Genomic DNA, 18664 nt, shown 5'->3' with positions numbered 1-18664 from the left:
TATGAAGGTATTGATAATTGAAGACGAGAAAACGCTGGCCTACGAAATGGAGGTGTTCTTGAAAAAAGCATTTTTCATATGTGAGCTGGCCCATACTTTTAATGATGGCCTGAAAAAGTTAACCGCCGGTCTTTACGATTACATCTTAATTGACTTGGGACTTCCTGGTGGGGACGGGCTGGAGTTGCTGAGAAATGCCAAGCGCAGTAATCCTGACGCAGCATATATTATTATTACTGCACGAGGCAGGCTGGAGGATAGAGTGACGGGGCTTGACATGGGTGCTGACGATTACCTTTCTAAACCATTTTTCCTACCGGAACTTCATTCCAGGATGCAGGCCATTTCCAGAAGAAAATTTAAGATTGAACAAGAGCTTCAATCCATTGGCGAATTTTTGATTGACCTGCAAAAACGGTTTATGGTCTTCCAGGATATCAGTATAGAGCTCTCTCGTAAGGAATTTGATTTGGTAAGCTATCTGTTCCTGCATAAAAATATGGTTTTGACCAGAGGTCAGCTAAGTGAGCACATCTGGGGTACTTTCGCAGATGATGATTACGATTCAAATTACATTGATGCACATATAAAAAATATTCGTAAAAAATTGAACGCTTATGCGCCTACCGAATGGCTGGAAACAGTTAGGGGTGTTGGCTATAGAATTAGAAAGCATTGAAACTTTCCAGTAAACTGATTTTTTTCATCGCAGGATCCAAGCTGGCCCTGGGTGCCTTATTTGTTGCCATTCTACCCTTGGTAGTGAACCGGATTGCCTCTGATTTCACTAATTTTTCGCTGGAAGGACAGCGTAAAAAAGTTATGGCAAATATTGGCAAAAACGGTGTAGAGACTTACCTCGCCGGCGAAAACAGCTATGGGAGTTATACCATGCTTAAGGATGAATATATTGCGATCGAAAAAGCACCGGTTTCACTCCACCTGGATACCATAAGAACGACAAAGAGAATTGTAGAAACCGATACCCTCAGTTACCGCGTTTTGAGTGCTACCTTCGGGTTCAAAGGACGTAATTACCTTTTAGAAATCGGGAAAACAACGGCCAGCATCAACCTTTATAATGATTCTCTTCAAAAATTTGCAGTTTATGTGCTGGTTCTCCTGATTGCCATTAGCATCTTCAGCGACCTGATATTTACACGGAGATTGATACGTCCACTGGGTCAGATCATTAAAAAAAGGCTCGTCAACAGCAAATTTCCATTTATAGAAAACCAAACAAGGGTAAAAACAACGACATCAGATTTCAATTATCTGGATGAATCCCTTATTTCGTTGATGAATCAAATTAATGAAGCCTTCGCAAAAGAAAGGGAGTTCACGGCAAATGCATCACATGAATTCCTTACGCCTATAAGTATCCTTCAGAATAAAATGGAAAATCTTTTAGTCGATGAATCTACTTCCCATCAGGTTCAGCAGTCTATTGTGGAAATGATGAAAACTTTGGAGCGCTTAAAAAAGATTTCCAGATCCCTTTTATTGATATCAAGAATAGATAATGCGCAATTTATTAAAAAAGAGCGGGTTGAACCGGCAAAGATTATTAATGAGATTATCGAGGAGATCAGCCATAGGATGGAGGAAAACAACATCAATATGGAGGTTAAATTAAGTCATTCCTTTGCTTTTGACAATCTTAATCACGACCTATTATTTCAGTTATTTTATAATATAATCCACAATGCCATTAAATTCAATAAGAAGAACGGCAGTATTGTAATTTCTGATACATTGAAAGGTAAGGACTATAGTATTCTTATCGAAGATACCGGAATGGGGATGACTGAAGAAGAAACCAGACAGATGTTTAACCGGTTTAATAAATCTAATAGTTCAGCAAATACAGGTTACGGCCTTGGTTTGGCAATTGTAAAAAGTATAGCTATATATCTTGATTTAAAGTTACAGGTTCAATCAAAATTAACACGGGGGACTACGTTTGAAATTCAGTTCAAGAAAATAGAGGGAAATTTTTCGGGGATGTCATCGGGCGCAAAGGCATAGTCTGCCCCGGTATTTGTGCTCCTCCATCCTCCTCTCTCTCTCTCTTCCTTATCATTTGCAGCCCCAATCCATACCAGTGGTGTTAAATAATATACTTTAATCGTAATGAAGGATAAATTTAGGCTAATCTAAACCAACCGTATTGATAAAAGAAGACTTTTTGAAAATTAGCACTGCTCATTACAAGAAGGGCAAACCTTTAAGATTTGCCCAATGCTAATTATTTTAAAAGGTTAATTACCTCTGTATCTTTCAGTATGATGAGTTTATCTTTACCAATACCATTTTTTTCTGCTTCCTTCCGTAGTGTAACTCTGGTGGTTCTGCAATGATCCAGTGCATCCATGTGAACTGCAATAACTTTTGCCCTGCCACTTGAAGCGATCAGGTTCATAGTCTGTTTTTCATCCATAATGATCGGTACATTTTCAAAGCCTTTAATCTGAGCACCGCCAGAATTTACGACTATAAAACCCGGATTGATTCTATTGATGTTTTCTTTGATTTGATCCGTCCAGATTGCATCTCCCATAATGTAAATGGTAGGCTGTCCAGCGGCACTTAAAATAAAGCCTGAAGTCTTGCCCATCATTTCCAGCACCTTGCCAGAGCCATGCGCTCCATTAACTCTTTCAATATTAATATTTGCCCATTTTGTATTGTGCTCAAGTGTTTGCGCATTCAAATATCCTTTGGAAGCAAAGAATATGCTGTCTGCGGGCTGATTAATGATTTTTACAGATTTTTCTAAAATCCTGTCCGCAGCATCATCGAAATGGTCTGCATGAGTATGGGAAACCAATACCAGATCAACACTGTCAGTGATCTGCTGAGTGGTAAGTTTTAAATCAACAGTTGGGTTTCTGGCAATACCAGCCCAGGATTCAATCTCACCTTTTGCAGACAGCATCGGGTCTACCAGGATTTTATGACCGGCGTAATGAATGATTAGTGTGGCATTCCGGACCAGCTGAATACTGGGTTTTGAACTAGCGTTATTCTGACTGAATGCGATGATAGATGTTATCGACAGGACAACGGATAAGATGATCTTTTTCATGATTTTAAATAGTATTTTTACCAGGTTATTTCCCTTATTTAATAAGAACAAAATTCGCTAATCAATTACAGTTACAGGATACCAAATCAGGCAGAAAAGCTACCATTTTGATAAGCAGCAGATTTGGAAATATAAATCAAGCCTTAACCAGTAAGGCCCTGCACGAATGAAAGCATAACCTATATCTTTGCACCATTAAGAAGAATGAAGACGATTAAATTTCATAAAACCGAGTGCGGCGTAGAGGTATTGCTCAATGTATTGAACGGAAAAGATGTGGCGCAAAGTTATCTGGATACGAACACCTATAACACAGATTATTTTGAGATTGTACTTTTTAAACAGGTAACCGGCCATGTAATACTGAACCAACAAAAAATTGATCTCGATGAAAATTCAATTGTATTTATTTCAGCATTCCAGAAACGCCGGTGGAAGCTGAATGCAGAAAACCTTGATTTTACGGTATTGGTTTTTCAGGAAAATTTCTTGAATGATTTCTTTTCGGATAAATTATTCACCTATCGCCTGCTGTATTTTTATCAGCTGGCTTTTCCCCTTAGTTTGAAATTAACAGCCGGAGAAATTCAAAAAGCTTGTGAAATACTTACTGAAATCAAAACTGAACTGATAGAGGCAAGACCAGACAGTGTACATATCATCCGGTCGCTCATCTATTATTTATTGCAAAAATTTAACCGGGCTTATGCACAGCAATACGGCCTTTCTCTACAAAGAGCAGAAAATAACTACGCTTATCAATTCAAAATGCTGGTAGAATCGAATATTCACACGATGCAACGTATTGAAAATTATGCAGAATTGATGTCTGTGAGCCGTATTACGATCAATGGTGCAGTTAAGGAACAGTTTAATGTAACTGCTACTCAGCTATTGAAGCAAAGATTGCTCTTCGAAATAAAAAATTATCTAATCCATTCCGGGAAAACCGTTGCCGAAATTGCAAACGAACTCAGCTTTTCTGAACCGAATCATTTAATGCGTTTTTTTAAAACACAAACCGGGCTTACTACCTCAGCATTTCTTAACGATTATCAAAATGGTATTTTTTCTTAGGAGAAATAGCAGAATCAGGATTTGAAGAGAGATCAACAAAGTGGTATTCCCGTTGCCGGGGATAGATCAGCAACCCCGGCTTCCCTACTTCATTCCTCTTTAAAATTACGAATATTTAACACTACCAAACTAAATCCCTTTTTCTGTGTTCAAATTCAAAACAATCTCCGGTTATGAAGCATAATTTACTAAAAGCGTTTACATTTTTAATCACACTAACGCTTATATTTCAGGCTTGCAAGAAAGGCGGGGCGGATGAACCAACTCAACTAGACCAGTCATCATTTGACATCTATGCCGCCGGAAGAGAAGGCTACGTGGCCAAATACTGGAAAAACGGCAACGCTGTTATCCTTGGAAGCGGTTCCGGTGCATCAGATGCTAACGCCATGGCCATTTCGGGCAACGATGTTCATATCGTAGGCTCCGAAATTAATCCGGCAGGAACATATGTTGCCAAATACTGGAAAAATGGTATTGCTACATCACTTACAGATGGAAGCCGGGATGCCTTTGCCAATGATGTATTTATCCAGGGAAATGATGTATATATCGCCGGCCAGGAAATGGCGCCAGGAAAGTCAACTTACCAGGCGAAGTATTGGAAAAACGGAACACCTGCAATCTTAACAGATGGGAATCAGCAGGCCATCGCCACCGGAATAGCCCTGATTGGTAATGATGTGTATGTGATTGGGGAACGCAGAAACCTGGATTGGCTGAATTCCATCACCTCTTATTGGAAAAACGGACAGCTATTTGACCTTGCAGACCGTAGTGTGGCTGCCGCAGACCAGGCCATAACGGTATCAGGCAGCGATTTATATTTGTTATGGTCTGAGACTTATAACAACTCCGGCCAATCTCAAACCCGCTACAGCAAAAACCTCGGCACGCCTACCCTTATTAATGATGGTACGCCCGACGTAACCGGAAACTCCATTACCGTGAATGGGAATGATGTTTATGTAGCCGGGTATGGAACAGGAAATGGCAGTAATGTGATCATGGCTAAATACTGGAAAAATGGCTTGCCTGTTGTCTTATCTACCGGGCCTGAAAGTGCGTTCGGATTTTCTATAGCCGTATCTGGTACTGATGTGTATGTAGGTGGTTCCCGTGATGGTGGTGCGAACGGAGGATCAGGTACAGCACAATACTGGAAAAACGGCACAGTAGTATCGTTAAGCAACGGATCTCAATCGGCCCTCATCCGCAAAATTATTGTAGTGAAAAAATAAACCTATTGATGTTAGCGGCTGTACTCAAAAAAAACAACGACACATTTAGCAAAAAGACGATTTTATATCAATAGCAAGCCATGAATTAAAAACACCAATTACTGCCCTGAAGGCATATTACGCAAAATTGATGTATTTTTATAATTACCAGAGCGTAAGAAAAGACAACATACAGGAATACACCAAACTTATTTATATAGTCTCTTGTTGAGCACCTTAAAGACGCTCATGATCGCATTTATACTTACCCAATCAAGTACAAGGATTATATCAGTCCTAAATCAAGATCATTCGGAAAAGGCATTACTGGCAGGACTTCGGGCTGAAAGTGTACCTGCCTTTAATAAGTTATATAAAATGTACGCTGCAAATCTTTTTGGAGTGATCATGAAAATTATAAACCAACAGGAGACTTCCGAAGATGTATTACAGGAGGTTTTTATAAAGATTAAAAAGGGGTTGCCGGGATATGATGAGAAAAGATCCCGTCTTTTCACCTGGATGATGAACATCACAAAGCATGCAGCGATAGACCATACGAGGTTAAAATCGAGTCGGACTCAAGCTACCAGCGTCAGGATTGAAGATGTAAGCGGGGAATTGAATAATCACAGCTATAGCTACAACACCGATACCATCGGACTCAAAAAACTGGTAAATAACCTCAACAAAAAACAACGTAACATATTGGATCTTGCCTATTATAAAGGCTACACGCATGAAGAAATTGCCGGTTTATTGCTTATGCCCCTGGGCAGTGTTAAATCATCAATCCGCCAGGCCATTATCAGGTTAAGGGTAGATTTTGAAATCTCTTAACAGATGCTAACTTTATTGAGCATAGAGAAGCGCTAAACATAACAGGAATCTTTTATTAACCCCTACATCGTATCGCTGAAAAACCAACAGGGAAGAAACTAACGTATATGACCAAAACACGTCATTATGCTGGTAAAACTAAAAAGGTTCGTAATCAAGGCGATCGAATGGAAATCCCGGAATGGAATGACTATACTGCGCTTCTCTTTAGGCATCATATTCATCTGGTTCGGAATCCTCAAGTTTTTCCCTAACGTAAGCGTGGCAGAAGATATCGCTGGCAGAACGATCCGGAAAATAACATTTGGCATGGTTACTAAACAATACTCCATGCCCTTTCTGGCCCTCTGGGAATGTACTATAGGAATAGGCCTGATTACAGGGAAGAAAATGGTATACATTCTGTTCATACTATATTTGCAGATGATTGGTACATTTTTGCCGCTGGTACTGTTCTCTGGAGAATGTTGGACATCGGTGAGCTTTGCACCCACATTGCTCGGCCAGTACATTATCAAAAATGTAGTGCTGGTATCATCGGCCATTGTTATTGGTGCCACGGCAAACGGCGGGGCATTGATTTCAAATCCCCTGGTGGCAATTAGAGCACTAAAGCTTCAATCCATCGAGCATAAGAAAAATTAACCGCCGCCGATGGTAATTGAATTGCTTTTTCAAAAAACGTAGCTTCCAAGCCTGGTTAACCCGATATCCAAATGGAGATCATGAATGTTCGCGACACTGAGATTCAAAACATTTTGATCGTTTTACCTGTCACTGGATGCAAAGCCGGAACAGGATATCTGAGGCTCACTTGCATATAAATCTTTTACATTATATCGTCTAATGATATTTATACATAAACGTCCGTAAGACACAATATTAATAAGAATCTTCCTCTCATTTTTTTTAAATTTGTGAATGACCGGGCCAAAAAAATCAGTTAATAGTCACTTGGAAACAGGTACAAAAGATAGTATTTCGCTTGCTGGTCATTCAGAAATGTTTTCCAGGGAACTGTTGAATGCAATTCCCCAGCAAATCTGGACTACTGACGAACAGGGTATTCTTAATAATGTCAATGATCAGGTAAGCCGTGACCTGGGCATAGAAAACCAGGTAATCATATCCGCCGGATGGTCAATATTCATGCATCCTGATGATCTTTCGCATAGCCTTGCAAACTGGAATGAAAGTTTAGAAACCGGCCATGAATACGTAAACGAGGTTAGACTAAGATTTGCTGATGGATATTATTATTGGCATTTAATCCGGGCTAAACGTATTCTACACAACCAGGGTTACATTTGGGTTGGCAGTAATACCAATATCAACGAACAGAAAGCCAATGAATCTCGAAAAGATGAGTTTATATCTATAGCCAGTCATGAGCTTAAAACCCCGCTTACCGCAATAAAGGGCTTCACTCAAATGCTCAGCCGCCAGATCAGCGAAACCAAAGCCAGTTCCTTCCTCCACCGGATCACATCCCAGTTGGAACGCCTGGAAAAACTTATTGCCGACTTAATGGACGTGAGTAAAATTAATGCGGGAAAAATGGCATTCAATCTGGCTGAATTTGATTTTAGCAAAATGTTAAGGGAAACCGTAGCCGGATTACAGCAGGTATACCCTAAATATCAGCTTATTCTTCAAGATCAGGCACCTATTCATTTTAAGGGTGATCAGTTTCGCCTGGAACAGGTTGTTCAGAACTTCGTGGCCAATGCTGTTAAATATTCTCCCGATGCAGACCTGGTGCTGATTAAGGCAACCCTGGAACAGGATTATCTGATTGTTTCTGTAACAGATTATGGTATTGGAATCAAACCTGAACACCTGAGCAAGCTTTTTGACCGGTATTACCGGGCCGATAATTCTTCAGCCCGTTTTGAAGGCCTGGGTTTGGGGCTTTACATATCTGCAGATATTATAAAGCGTCATGGAGGTAGCTTTTGGATCGAAAGTGAACAAGGCAAAGGATCTACCTTCCATTTCAAGCTCCCTTTGTCAGTTGGCCAAACCATCCTTCCTGAAGTAAAAATACCGGATCGTTACAAAGACAAATACATCTCTATCAAGTGCAACAATGAAAACGGCATTATGCATGTAGAATGGTATGGCCATCAGGATATGCATTCGGTAAAACATGGCGGAAAACTCATGATTGAATACCTGCGAAATAACCGTTGTTCAAAAGTATTTAATGATAACAGAGCTGTACTTGGAACCTGGTCCGAAGCTTCCGACTGGGCAGCCAATGTCTGGCTACCGTTAATGGAACTTGCTGGTCTGCGGCACTTCGCTTGGGTATTTTCCGCCAGTGCCTTCAGCCAGTTGTCCGCAAAGAAGAGTGTGGAAAATGAGGAGGCCACTTCAGATGTACGCTTTTTTGCCAATGCAGAAAACGCCTGGCAATGGCTTCATGCGCTATCACCAAAGAAGAGTTGATGATTGAATGATTAATTTCAGCACCTGCTTAATATCTCCCGCAGCTGTAATCAGTAAATATTGTTTATGCTTTTTTTTCTTTATCTTTTTTGAATATAATATAAAATACAAAAACACCTGCTAACAGGAAAAACACTCCGGCAAAAAACTGTATTCTATCATCCATACCTTTCCAACACCAATATTGACTAAAAGTTAGCGCTTAAAGTATTCCTATTAGCGCTTACTAATATTTATTACTTCAATTATTTCGAAAAGTAGAAATAAAACATTGCTTTAACGAGCTGGCTCATCGATCTCTTTCCCGTCACCCAGTCTGAGATACTTTCCCGGTCGAGCCCGGTATCGAAAGCAATTTGCTTTATCCTCACCCCTTTTTCAAGCATTTTCTTATCAATCCAGGAGGATGTGACTACAATAGCTGGCGAGGGAAGATGCGTTTGGGCAGAGACCACAAGCTTAAATTCGGGCAATATTTTACTAAAAACATCTTCTGTTCTTTTCACCAAAGTCGACTCGCTGGCGTATTTGCCTGAGGGTGTTTCATTTTGAACAGTTGAGACCTCAAGTATCTCATCTGAAATACTATCTACCGTAAAAGAAATATTCGACTGCGCTTTATGTCGCTCCGCTGCCGTTTCCAACTTCAGCATTTTCTCTTCGGGGATTATATTTTCCAGTTTTGCCAGGTTCTCTATATTACTCATTTAGATTGCTTTATTTCTTTAAAAAGTTCATGGATTAATCCGCATTGTATTTGGAAACCATTTTGATTTCAATTCCCTACTTTAACCAGTTTATGCTGTGATTAGTTTTATCTAAATTTCATGACGACCTGTTTTGATAAAAAGCCATGACCAGCAGCCATGTTGTTATCGGGCATATTGGTATCTTCTGAAAACACATTTAGAGCAACAGGCGATTATTTCGGATAAGGCATAATAATTCTCTCAGCGACAGCAATAAAACTGTGTCTGATTTAAATTTATCTATAAATATTTGCCTAAAGGTAGTAGAAAGAAAAGATTGCCAGCAGTTAGGAAAAGTTCTCTTATTTTACGAAACCAGATCAGAAAGGACATATAATCATTCCTGTAAATAAAATAAAGCCCTGGCGATGCCAGGGCTCCATCTCCTATAATAAATTATTGAGCGTCGTAGTCACTCCATTGTGCAGTTCCACTAGGGTCAGCTGCCTTTACTTCTTCACTTTTTTGCTTGCTTAGCGCTAAATTAAGTTGTTCTGTCTTTTCCAGCTGCGCCTCCATGTCGGTATCCATTACGGTTAGCCCTTCGGTCTCTTTCACCTGGCTGATCGGATCTCCTACATAATCCCATTCCTTATCCATACCCGGCATATCGCCCTGGTTCCACGGCCCTCTTACGCTTTTTTCGGGCGAGAGATTGAAATACTGTTGGGTAAAGCGCGGATCTGCCTGTAATACTCCTGGTGGAAAGTTTGGCTGGATCGTTTCGAGTGCTGCCTCAAACATTTTATAATGCGCAACCTCCCGGGTCATTAGAAAGGAAAGGGTCTCCTTTACATATGGATCATCTGTAAATTTCATTAAGTGCTCGTACACGAGTTTTGCCCTTGATTCTGAGGCCAGGTTGCTCCTTAAGTCTACAGTAAGGTCTCCATTTGAATGGATATAAGAAGCGCACCATGGAATCCCCTGGCTATTTCTTAAGGTCGGACCACCACCGGTGATAATCGGGAATTGCGGATTAGCAGATAATGCTGCATGAATGATAGATTCTTTGGCTGCCTTTCCGTCTAAAACCTGCATAATCTCACTTTGATCGGCAGCATCCTTGAGTTCGCCATTGACACCTTTGAGTAACATCTGAATGGTTGCACCAACAATTTCCAGATGGGAAAATTCTTCTGTGGCGATATCCATTAGCATATCATATTTGTCGGGATGAGGTAACTTAGCACCGAATGCCTGAGTAAAATATTGCATTGCTGCTGCAAGTTCGCCATTTTCCCCACCGAATTGTTCAAGAAGAATGTTGGCGAATACTGGATCTGGTTTAGAGACTCTTGCGTTGAATTGAAGGTCTTTGGAATGATGAAACATAATAATCGAATTAAGTTGTGTATCATCAGAACCCTGCTACAATCTTGGCAGTTTACTGCATTTGCTATTTGTAATGATTATAAAGAAACCCTCTGTAAAATGTCTGTGGGCACAATTACCTTTTTCTGCCAGTATTTTTCCAACTTCCCATAATCCGGTTTTCAACTACGAATGTTGATGAATCATATAAATTACAGGTTCTTCCTATATGATGGGGCATTCCCAATAGCGTGTCTCCAATATTAATTTCTGAACCCGGAACCTTAACCAGTAAATGTTCTTCACTTTGGGAGAAGATTACAGCTTCGGGAAATTGTAGAAAATTAACACGTTCATCCGGTGCTCCTTCTGAAGATATTGCTTTATAGCCTAAATCAAGGCAAACTGTATCTGTTGCTGGCTTGGAAATTACCCGGGTAACAATAAGTGCTGCAGTTTTAAAACCAAGTTCCGGATACAATGCCTGATAATGTCGATCCCAATAAATGAAGGTTCCCGGACTGCATTCAACATCTTTAAACTGGGAATAAAAGTTGATAGTAGGCGTACTTCCCGCCGTGATGCGCAATTGCTTAAACCCCATCTGGGATAATTCATCAGTGAGTTTCCTGACTTGTTCAAAGCTAGAAGTAGCCTGTGAATGACGGACACTTACCTGATAATCAGTGATATGACCGTCATAAGCATGCAAACCTAAAATCCTGATTGAGGGAAGGCTGACACAAAACATAAATAACGCTTTTCCTTCTGACTGTGGTTTTACACCTGTTCGGTTCATGCCAACATTTAGGTCGACCCATATCGCTATTACAATATTAGCACGACATGCAGTGTCAGATAATTCCTGTGCGGAGCTTTCATTATCCACCAGACAGGAAAATTTGCTCAGCGGATATTTAATAATTAAATCTACAAAGCGTTGAATTTTCGGACCTACAGGCTGGTATGCTAATAGAATATCCCTGGAGCCAGCTTGGGCCAACATTTCTGCTTCGCCGATAGTGGCGCATTTAAACTTCTGGATACCAGCTTCCAGCATTAAGTTAACAACCTGAAGACATTTATGTGTTTTGACATGTGGCCGGATTTGGCTGATATCTGAAAACAAAGCTACAAGCCGTGCAATATTTTCAGTTACGATATCTGGATAAACTGCCAGGAATGGAGTATCGGTTAACGCTGAATTCTTTATGCAGTAGCCTCCAGTTTCTATCATATCCTGTATTAATTTTCGTTGATTAAATAACTTTGAAACAGTACAACAACGTGAGTCGTCTTTAGTTTATGAAAATACATCGAACTTAGATGGTTTTTTACGTTTCATGATTTCCCATTACTTACCAGGAATTGATTTAGGTAACCTCGAGTTTATATCCTTTTCCCCTGACCACAACAATGTTGATGTTCGGATCAGCTTCAAGTTTTTTTCTAAGCTTTGAGATGAACATATCCAGACTGCGGCCTACAATAACACCTTCATCTTCCCAAATCTCTTTTTGCAGCCGGCTTCTTTCTATAATCTCGTTGGGAGACCATGCAAAAATGAGCAATACACGGGTTTCTGTTCCGGTCAGCTCTATTGCGTTTCCATTTACAATGAGTTTCCGGTTCTTCCCATCGAACAATACCGAACCTAGAGTGAATATACTGGTGTATTTATCGCCTTGCAAAGCCTTTTGAGGCTTAACAGCATGCAAAAAAATAAAACCAACAAATGCTAAAAAGGACAGGCTGCCCAACAAATATCCATTCTCTGCTATTTTTATGCCTGTCGGTTTATATTTTATGTTGATCAGGTAACATGCTTTCGGTTGTACTCTTCCTATACAGGCTACAATATCATCTTTCTTATCTTTGGATATAGCATATCCATAAACCACACGGGGGTTGCCGCAGTTCAGCACATTGACAACATAATGATTTGCCAGCGGATCTTTGACCAATAAACGCCGGGTAGTATTTACCAGGAAGCCCGGTTGAAAAGTTAAATCATGTTCAAAGCTGATCTGATATTCGTTTTCCGCCATCTTTTTTACCGGGAGCACTCTTGAGGTACTGTCGCCCGACTGTAACAGCAGTTCATGTCCGATCCTGCGGAATAAAACTTCCCTTCTGGAGGCCTCAAAATCGTCACTATCCTCCTTACAGAAAGCCACACAGATTACAGACATCAACAAGAGTAATGTCAATCCAAATAAGTATTTGCGTTTCCCGGCGATGAGATTTTGACTAAGATGCATAGTATCAGATTTTTATTTACAAATTTTACAATTCTATTTACAATTCAAATTATCCACGGCGAAAGATATCAAAGTAATTTCGCTGAATCAAATCGAGATGATAGGAAACCCTCATGAGCCAACAATCACAAACAGTAAATATTACTCAGGACAGCTTCATCACCTTAAATAAAATATATACTGATGAAAATACAAAATGCATTAGTGTTTGCTGAAAAATGAAAGAATGCAGCTGTATTTACCGCCATCAGAACGGTGCAGCTATTACCCATTTAAAATATAATTATGAAATACATACAAGTATATGCTTTGCTCCTGACGGTCGTTTTTAACACCTCCTGTAAACAACGCCAAACAAATGCACCAAAAGATAATATTAGTGCTGAAACCAAAGACTCAATCTCAATCTATGGGCCTAATAGCATGGTCAGGAATGTAAAGCAAGATAGAAAGGGAAACATTTTGATTGCTGCATCATTTGGTGGTATTTTACGATACGATGGAAAATCGTTTACTAATCTCACAAGTAAACTAGGTTCACGTAGATTTTGGGATGTTCTCGAAGATCGAAAAGGAAATCTTTGGTTCTCTTCTACTGATTCAGGTGTTTACTGTTACAATGGGAAATCCTTTCAACATTTTACAACCCGCGAAGGACTCGCGAGTAATGCGGTTATGTCTGTTTATGAAGATCGAGCCGGCTTTATTTGGTTCGGTACTACAGGTGGAGCAAGCCGTTACGATGGGAAATCTTTTCGAAATTTTACAACTAAACAAGGACTTTCAAATAATGGTATTAATGTGATTCTTGAAGACAAAAACGGCAAATTATGGTTTGGTACACGGGGCAACGCTTGTTTTTATGATGGAAAAACATTTACCGTTTTCAAAAATAAAGACGGTAAAGCCTTCCACAACGTTTGGGGTATAACCGAAGATAAAAAGGGCCATATCTGGTTCGGCGCAACAACAATTGAAGATAGAAAGGGCGATACGCTGATTGTTAAAGCTGGCCTTTGGCACTATGATGGCCGTGCCTTTACCAAAATTAATCAGAAGGGCACTTCTGCTATAATCGAAGATAAAAAAGGAAACATCTGGACTACGGGTGCAGTAAATCCTAATGGGGTTGGAGCCTGGACACTTTCCCGTTATGATCAAAATTCCCTGTACAATAAAAAGCCAGCCGTAGCCGAAATAATGTCCATACAAAAAATGCTTTGCGGAATTTTGGAAGCTAACGATGGAAGTATTTGGTTTGGATCTCTGAACGGAGTGTATCGTTATGATGGAAAAACCATCACAGACTTTAAAAACAAAGGGGGGCAGAACTAATAGGTGTAGCTCCTTTCTAAATCATCTGTCAATTATAATTAACCAATTATATCTGTACCGTCTCGGAAGGAATTAAAGCATTATCCCGGGAAGGAGCCTATCTTATTACTCAGTCTTCAGTTTCTGCCGAAGAAGAGCGCATGCCTTATAGGATCATTACCCCCGGCTACGCTGATTAAATTCTTGCCAAAAGAGATGCTGGCTGCAATTATAAAATATGTTGACAGATGGCCTTTAAGCAGACCTTTAATACTTAATTAAAAGCCGTAGATATACCATTTTCGCCACCCATTTTGTATTCTCTGTGTACTTTTTGGTTAAAATAATATAAAACTGAGATCGTCTGGCAGGCAAAATAACAGGAGAGAAACCACTCTCCCCTGCTCAACATTAAAAAATTATTCCTGCAAAACGTACGCTCATTCCTTGTAGAATTAGCCATTTGTATAATTGGATTCACAAACTGCTAATCGCAATACTTTGAAAAAATAACAAACGCAATTACTCTACTTTAGACATATTTAAGGTCAAAGTTGTCAAGAATTCAAGCCCTGTGGTTGTTATCGCTTTCACTGTAATTTCATACGCACCCGCTGTAAGCGAAGAATTTTTCTTCAGGGTAACAGAACCTGTTTTCTCATTTATGGAGAATAATGCATCAATATCATTAAAAACCTGGCTATCCTTTTTTATGCCAATGATCGCAAAAGTTGATTTATATCCCTCAGGAGAAAGTGTTGGTGCAGCCGATACATATCCGTTTGATAAGCCAATATGAAGATTATTCAAAAGTATGGTAAGGTCATAGTCGGGATAGTATGTGCCAAAAAAGAATTTAATTCTGGGAATAAAGATCACACGGAATGCGGTGGATGCAACAACAAATCCGTCTTTCTGAAGGGACGGCGTTACATTAAAGGCTTTTTCAACTTTCCTGGAAGGATCTCCAGAGCTGGTCGCAAATTTTAAAATATTTGCGTTCAGTGATACCTCTGCCCCAATTGATGATTGGTTTTCAATGCCCCATGTCATGCCTGTCAAAGAACTTTTAGAAAATTCCAGTTCAAAATTTGCGGCATCACCATACAGTACATAAGCCACCGGAATTGCCGCCTGATTATCGAGGCCTTTAACGGAAAGCTTCGCCGGAGAAATTTTTAAATTAATAGTTTGTTTACCCTGGAAGGATTTACTTACCGAGCTTGCGTTTACAACAACCTTAAAGTAATCAGGTAATTTTGCCCCGTTAGTGCCCGAAATAGTGCCGTTTACATAAAGCAAGCTACTATTTAAATGGATCTTTCCCGAGTTCTTATCTATGGTAACCGCTGCAGAAAGTTTATCATTCAAGCTTTCTTTTGCGTTAACTTTAACATTTTCATTTTGGCTGAAATCGAGTGTAATCTGCACGTCCTGTGCCCCTAACACATTTGCCGGTAAGGTGATATCTTGCTGCTCGCCGTAGATCATTGATACCGTTCCGGGAATGTTGATCTCGACTTGTTCCACCGGAACCTCAACATTATCCTTCTTACAGGCAGACATCGATAGGAACAGACTTCCGATCAGTAATAGTTTAGTGTAATTTTTTAAAATTTCCATATTTATATTTTCGGCAAAAGTAAATTTTAACAATTACAAATGCAACATAGATGCATTATTTATCGCAATTAAGTTGCGTTTATAGTTTTCAATCCTATCTTTGCGCGCTGTATCCAAACAACATTCAGCACTACTACTTATTATGTTATTAAAATTTCGGTCTTTATACTTTTTATTTCTGCTGCTGGCAACTGGCTTCAGTGTTTATGCTCAAAAGCCGAAGATGGCAGATAGCACTAAAATTAATGTCTTAAAAGAAGTTACGATAAAGGCCAAAGTAATCCCCGGTCTTTTTGGTTTAAAGAAAATCACACGCAAAGCGCTGCTTAATAACCAGTCGACAACCTTAGGGGAGACCCTCAGCCATGTTCCAGGCATCCAAAATTCCTATTTCGGTCCTAATTCCGGAGCTCCGGTTATCAGGAGTCTGAGTGGAAACCGGGTAAAGGTGCTAAGCGATGGAATATCCATGAACGACCTTTCAGGCATTAGCCCAAATCTGAACCTGATCACGGATATGGATAATCTTCTGGGCATTGATATTCATATAAACGATGGCAGTGTACTTTTTGGAGGCAAGGCCATAGGCGGGGCAATCGACCTGAAAGACAACACCATACCAAAGGCAAGGGCTGATAAGGCCCTGACTGGATTTATAAAAACGGAGGGCAGTACAAATCTGGGATACAAACAGGCATTTGATCTTAATGGGAACGTTGGCAAACGATGGGTATGGCATGCAGGTGCGATGAATAAGTGGAACGGCAATATTAATATACCAGGAAACACAAAGGCCCCAATTGCCTACGATCCAAAGATTGATCACCTGACGGAGTCTATGGCCCAGGTGAATGTAGATAGGCAAACCACGCGTAACCTAACCCTCTACCCATACATCAGCCAGTTTGTATTGGATAATTTAAACAATCCGGCATGGGGTCTAAGCGAGGCAGACTTATATACCTTTCAGGAAAATTCGGTTATCGGTGGGGTTTCCGTATCTAATCCAAAAAACAGTTTATATGTAGCAGGGCAACCCACTGGAACACCTTTTTCAACAACAATTGTGAAAGGGATAACCGACTATGCTCCTGTAGAAAAGGGAATAATGCCCAATAGCCATAGCAACAGCTATGCGTTTAATGCAGGCACAGGATATATTGGCGAAAAACTGAATGTTGGCGCAGGATTTAGAAGATCCTACGGTTACTATGGCATTCCCGGATTTGCGCTGCACCAAATAGCAGGTGAAAGCCTCTACTTACCGATAAATACAAGATCTGAAGCCAATAGTTTATTAATGGAATCTGAATATAAACTCCACGAAGCTGGAATAGCAGCTATCAGATTGAATTATATGATGCAATATGCCCAGGATAGTGAGCTCATTGAAGATTACCTGGCAAACAAATTTTCGACGGCCCGCCAGGTTGCCAGATTAGAAATAGATCAGCAGCAGCTGCGATTCCTAAAAGGGATCACTGGTGTAGACATTTCTGCAGTAAATATAGACGGCAGTGGAGAACAACGGTATCTTCCTGATAGCAAAAGCAGGGAATACGGAATATTTAGTTTACAGCAATTTGCGGTAAAGTTTCTGAACATCAATGTAGGTTATCGTCATGATCTGGTTCAAAGGCGTGCCATGTTAACAACAGGCTATACCCCAGGCAGGGGTTTAGGCGGCGGTAAACTTTCCAACCGGGATTTTCACCTGAACCAATTTAATACCGGTGTTCAATTAAACATTAACAAATTTGCTTACCTAAGGGGCTCATATACTCATTCCGAACGTGCTCCTGATGTTAATGAACTTTATGCTGGCAACAATCACTTTGCGATCATTGTAGAAGAAAATGGCGATGACCGGCTAAACAAGGAAACAGCGAAAACCGGGGAATTTGGTGCAGGTCTTAATTTAGCCGGGCTGAAGCTTTCCATTACGCACTACCGTACAATTTTTAATAATTATCTCTATCTGGCCCACACAGGCATTGCACGTTCAGGAGGATTTTTAGTAAAAGAATGGCGCCAGTCTGATACCAGATTGAACGGTTGGGAAGCTGAAATGGAATACAATCAAAAGATTGGCCATGATTTCAATATTCAGCTAGGCTCTTATTTTGACCTGGTGAGAAACGTTAATGTTTCAGGTGATCACATGAGGGATTGGGCAGAAGGTGATTATATGCCCAACATGCCCACCAGCAGGTTTGGATTATCAGGAGGGATCAGTTATAAGCAACTTGAACTAAGTTCTACGTTCGATCGATATCTCGCACAGCGTTTTTTAGGAAAAAATATTAATCCGGAACCTCCAATGCCAGCCTATTCCCTGCTTGCGGTAAGGCTGTCGTATAGTGGAAATATCAGGCAATATAAAATCGATTATTTCGCCAGCGGCAGTAATTTGCTCAATGTTGAAGCAAGACCGCAAAACTCCTTTTTAAAATACCTCGCACCCCTGCCGGGGATTAATATTTCTTTGGGCTTAACGGTTAGTATTTAAATGCCCCTGGCTCACGCTCGTTTCCGAACAAGCGTGTAATAATTTATCGAGTCTCATAAAAACGATAATGGCAAGCTATATTATCAGTCAGGATGTAAAAAAGAGGAACCTGATTTATGCTCATGTCCCTCTTCTCTAAATAATTGCCCGCCATTTTATAACAGATTATATCATCAGATTTTAATTATGCCGGTTCTTATTGATAAGGGAACTACTGA

General features: G+C 40.1%; 15 protein-coding genes. 9 read left to right on the top strand and 6 right to left on the bottom strand.

All coding sequences use genetic code 11. The features are described from left to right. Position 1 precedes the first annotated feature (1 nt). Both GJU39_RS17240 and GJU39_RS17235 read left to right on the top strand, forming a co-directional pair. Positions 2–679: a response regulator transcription factor gene (locus tag GJU39_RS17240; protein ID WP_154282244.1), complete on the top strand. Its 678-nt coding sequence runs from the start codon at positions 2–4 to the stop codon at positions 677–679. Continuing rightward, a complete protein-coding gene (locus GJU39_RS17235; protein ID WP_154282243.1) occupies positions 676–2028 on the top strand; it encodes a sensor histidine kinase in 1353 nt (450 codons plus the stop codon). Before GJU39_RS17240 ends, GJU39_RS17235 begins: the two co-directional genes overlap by 4 nt. Before the next feature lie 220 nt (positions 2029–2248). Here GJU39_RS17235 and GJU39_RS17230 read toward each other — a convergent pair whose 3' ends face one another. Then, the gene (locus tag GJU39_RS17230) at positions 2249–3088 is read right to left on the bottom strand and encodes an MBL fold metallo-hydrolase (RefSeq protein WP_154282242.1); all 840 of its coding nucleotides are present in this window, start codon (positions 3086–3088) and stop codon (positions 2249–2251) included. Between the two features lie 204 nt (positions 3089–3292). On the opposite strand from GJU39_RS17230, the gene GJU39_RS17225 reads away from it, so the two are divergent. The 5 genes from GJU39_RS17225 (at position 3293) to GJU39_RS17205 (ending at position 8676) form a co-directional block, all read left to right on the top strand. Then, positions 3293–4165 carry a helix-turn-helix domain-containing protein gene (locus GJU39_RS17225; protein WP_154282241.1) on the top strand — a complete coding sequence of 291 codons (873 nt, stop codon included), beginning with the start codon at positions 3293–3295 and terminating at the stop codon, positions 4163–4165. Positions 4166–4338: 173 nt separating this feature from the next. Then, on the top strand, positions 4339–5406 hold the full coding sequence (locus tag GJU39_RS17220) for a hypothetical protein (protein ID WP_154282240.1): 1068 nt from the start codon (positions 4339–4341) through the stop codon (positions 5404–5406). A gap of 228 nt (positions 5407–5634) precedes the next feature. Next, positions 5635–6225: an RNA polymerase sigma factor gene (locus GJU39_RS17215; RefSeq protein WP_154282239.1), complete on the top strand. Its 591-nt coding sequence runs from the start codon at positions 5635–5637 to the stop codon at positions 6223–6225. A gap of 126 nt (positions 6226–6351) precedes the next feature. Further along, positions 6352–6870: a hypothetical protein gene (locus GJU39_RS17210; RefSeq protein WP_154282238.1), complete on the top strand. Its 519-nt coding sequence runs from the start codon at positions 6352–6354 to the stop codon at positions 6868–6870. Positions 6871–7146: 276 nt separating this feature from the next. Further along, entirely contained in the window at positions 7147–8676 is a 1530-nt protein-coding gene (locus GJU39_RS17205; RefSeq protein ID WP_154282237.1) for a sensor histidine kinase, read from the top strand. 245 nt (positions 8677–8921) lie between these two features. Here GJU39_RS17205 and GJU39_RS17200 read toward each other — a convergent pair whose 3' ends face one another. From GJU39_RS17200 to GJU39_RS17185, 4 genes are all read right to left on the bottom strand, one after another. Continuing rightward, the gene (locus GJU39_RS17200) at positions 8922–9383 is read right to left on the bottom strand and encodes an XRE family transcriptional regulator (protein WP_154282236.1); all 462 of its coding nucleotides are present in this window, start codon (positions 9381–9383) and stop codon (positions 8922–8924) included. A gap of 438 nt (positions 9384–9821) precedes the next feature. Beyond that, entirely contained in the window at positions 9822–10760 is a 939-nt protein-coding gene (locus GJU39_RS17195; RefSeq protein ID WP_154282235.1) for a manganese catalase family protein, read from the bottom strand. A gap of 115 nt (positions 10761–10875) precedes the next feature. Continuing rightward, entirely contained in the window at positions 10876–11976 is a 1101-nt protein-coding gene (locus GJU39_RS17190; protein WP_154282234.1) for a D-TA family PLP-dependent enzyme, read from the bottom strand. A 136-nt stretch (positions 11977–12112) separates the two neighbouring features. Further along, positions 12113–13000 (bottom strand): winged helix-turn-helix domain-containing protein, encoded by an 888-nt coding sequence (locus GJU39_RS17185; protein ID WP_154282233.1) that lies wholly within the window; start codon positions 12998–13000, stop codon positions 12113–12115. Positions 13001–13285: 285 nt separating this feature from the next. On the opposite strand from GJU39_RS17185, the gene GJU39_RS17180 reads away from it, so the two are divergent. After that, positions 13286–14335, top strand: coding sequence for a ligand-binding sensor domain-containing protein (locus tag GJU39_RS17180; protein WP_154282232.1), 1050 nt, complete (start codon positions 13286–13288; stop codon positions 14333–14335). Between the two features lie 501 nt (positions 14336–14836). On the opposite strand, the gene GJU39_RS17175 is transcribed toward GJU39_RS17180, so the two are convergent. After that, positions 14837–15937, bottom strand: coding sequence for a hypothetical protein (locus GJU39_RS17175; protein WP_154282231.1), 1101 nt, complete (start codon positions 15935–15937; stop codon positions 14837–14839). Between the two features lie 142 nt (positions 15938–16079). Between GJU39_RS17175 and GJU39_RS17170 the strand changes: the two genes are divergently transcribed. After that, entirely contained in the window at positions 16080–18446 is a 2367-nt protein-coding gene (locus GJU39_RS17170; RefSeq protein WP_154282230.1) for a TonB-dependent receptor domain-containing protein, read from the top strand. Positions 18447–18664: the final 218 nt, after the last annotated feature.

Origin of the sequence: Pedobacter petrophilus, assembly GCF_009674725.1 — a bacterium.
Lineage (GTDB): Bacteria > Bacteroidota > Bacteroidia > Sphingobacteriales > Sphingobacteriaceae > Pedobacter > Pedobacter petrophilus.
This window is presented reverse-complemented; position numbering and strand designations above follow the sequence as displayed.

Bases quoted from the DNA above. Each gene is read 5' to 3' on its own strand.
- GJU39_RS17240 (WP_154282244.1), top strand. From the start codon at position 2: ATGAAGGTATTGATAATTGAAGACGAGAAAACGCTGGCCTACGAAATG.
- GJU39_RS17230 (WP_154282242.1), bottom strand. From the start codon at position 3,088: ATGAAAAAGATCATCTTATCCGTTGTCCTGTCGATAACATCTATCATC.
- GJU39_RS17225 (WP_154282241.1), top strand. From the start codon at position 3,293: ATGAAGACGATTAAATTTCATAAAACCGAGTGCGGCGTAGAGGTATTG.
- GJU39_RS17220 (WP_154282240.1), top strand. From the start codon at position 4,339: ATGAAGCATAATTTACTAAAAGCGTTTACATTTTTAATCACACTAACG.
- GJU39_RS17215 (WP_154282239.1), top strand. From the start codon at position 5,635: ATGATCGCATTTATACTTACCCAATCAAGTACAAGGATTATATCAGTC.
- GJU39_RS17210 (WP_154282238.1), top strand. From the start codon at position 6,352: ATGCTGGTAAAACTAAAAAGGTTCGTAATCAAGGCGATCGAATGGAAA.
- GJU39_RS17205 (WP_154282237.1), top strand. From the start codon at position 7,147: ATGACCGGGCCAAAAAAATCAGTTAATAGTCACTTGGAAACAGGTACA.
- GJU39_RS17200 (WP_154282236.1), bottom strand. From the start codon at position 9,383: ATGAGTAATATAGAGAACCTGGCAAAACTGGAAAATATAATCCCCGAA.
- GJU39_RS17195 (WP_154282235.1), bottom strand. From the start codon at position 10,760: ATGTTTCATCATTCCAAAGACCTTCAATTCAACGCAAGAGTCTCTAAA.
- GJU39_RS17190 (WP_154282234.1), bottom strand. From the start codon at position 11,976: ATGATAGAAACTGGAGGCTACTGCATAAAGAATTCAGCGTTAACCGAT.
- GJU39_RS17185 (WP_154282233.1), bottom strand. From the start codon at position 13,000: ATGCATCTTAGTCAAAATCTCATCGCCGGGAAACGCAAATACTTATTT.
- GJU39_RS17180 (WP_154282232.1), top strand. From the start codon at position 13,286: ATGAAATACATACAAGTATATGCTTTGCTCCTGACGGTCGTTTTTAAC.
- GJU39_RS17175 (WP_154282231.1), bottom strand. From the start codon at position 15,937: ATGGAAATTTTAAAAAATTACACTAAACTATTACTGATCGGAAGTCTG.
- GJU39_RS17170 (WP_154282230.1), top strand. From the start codon at position 16,080: ATGTTATTAAAATTTCGGTCTTTATACTTTTTATTTCTGCTGCTGGCA.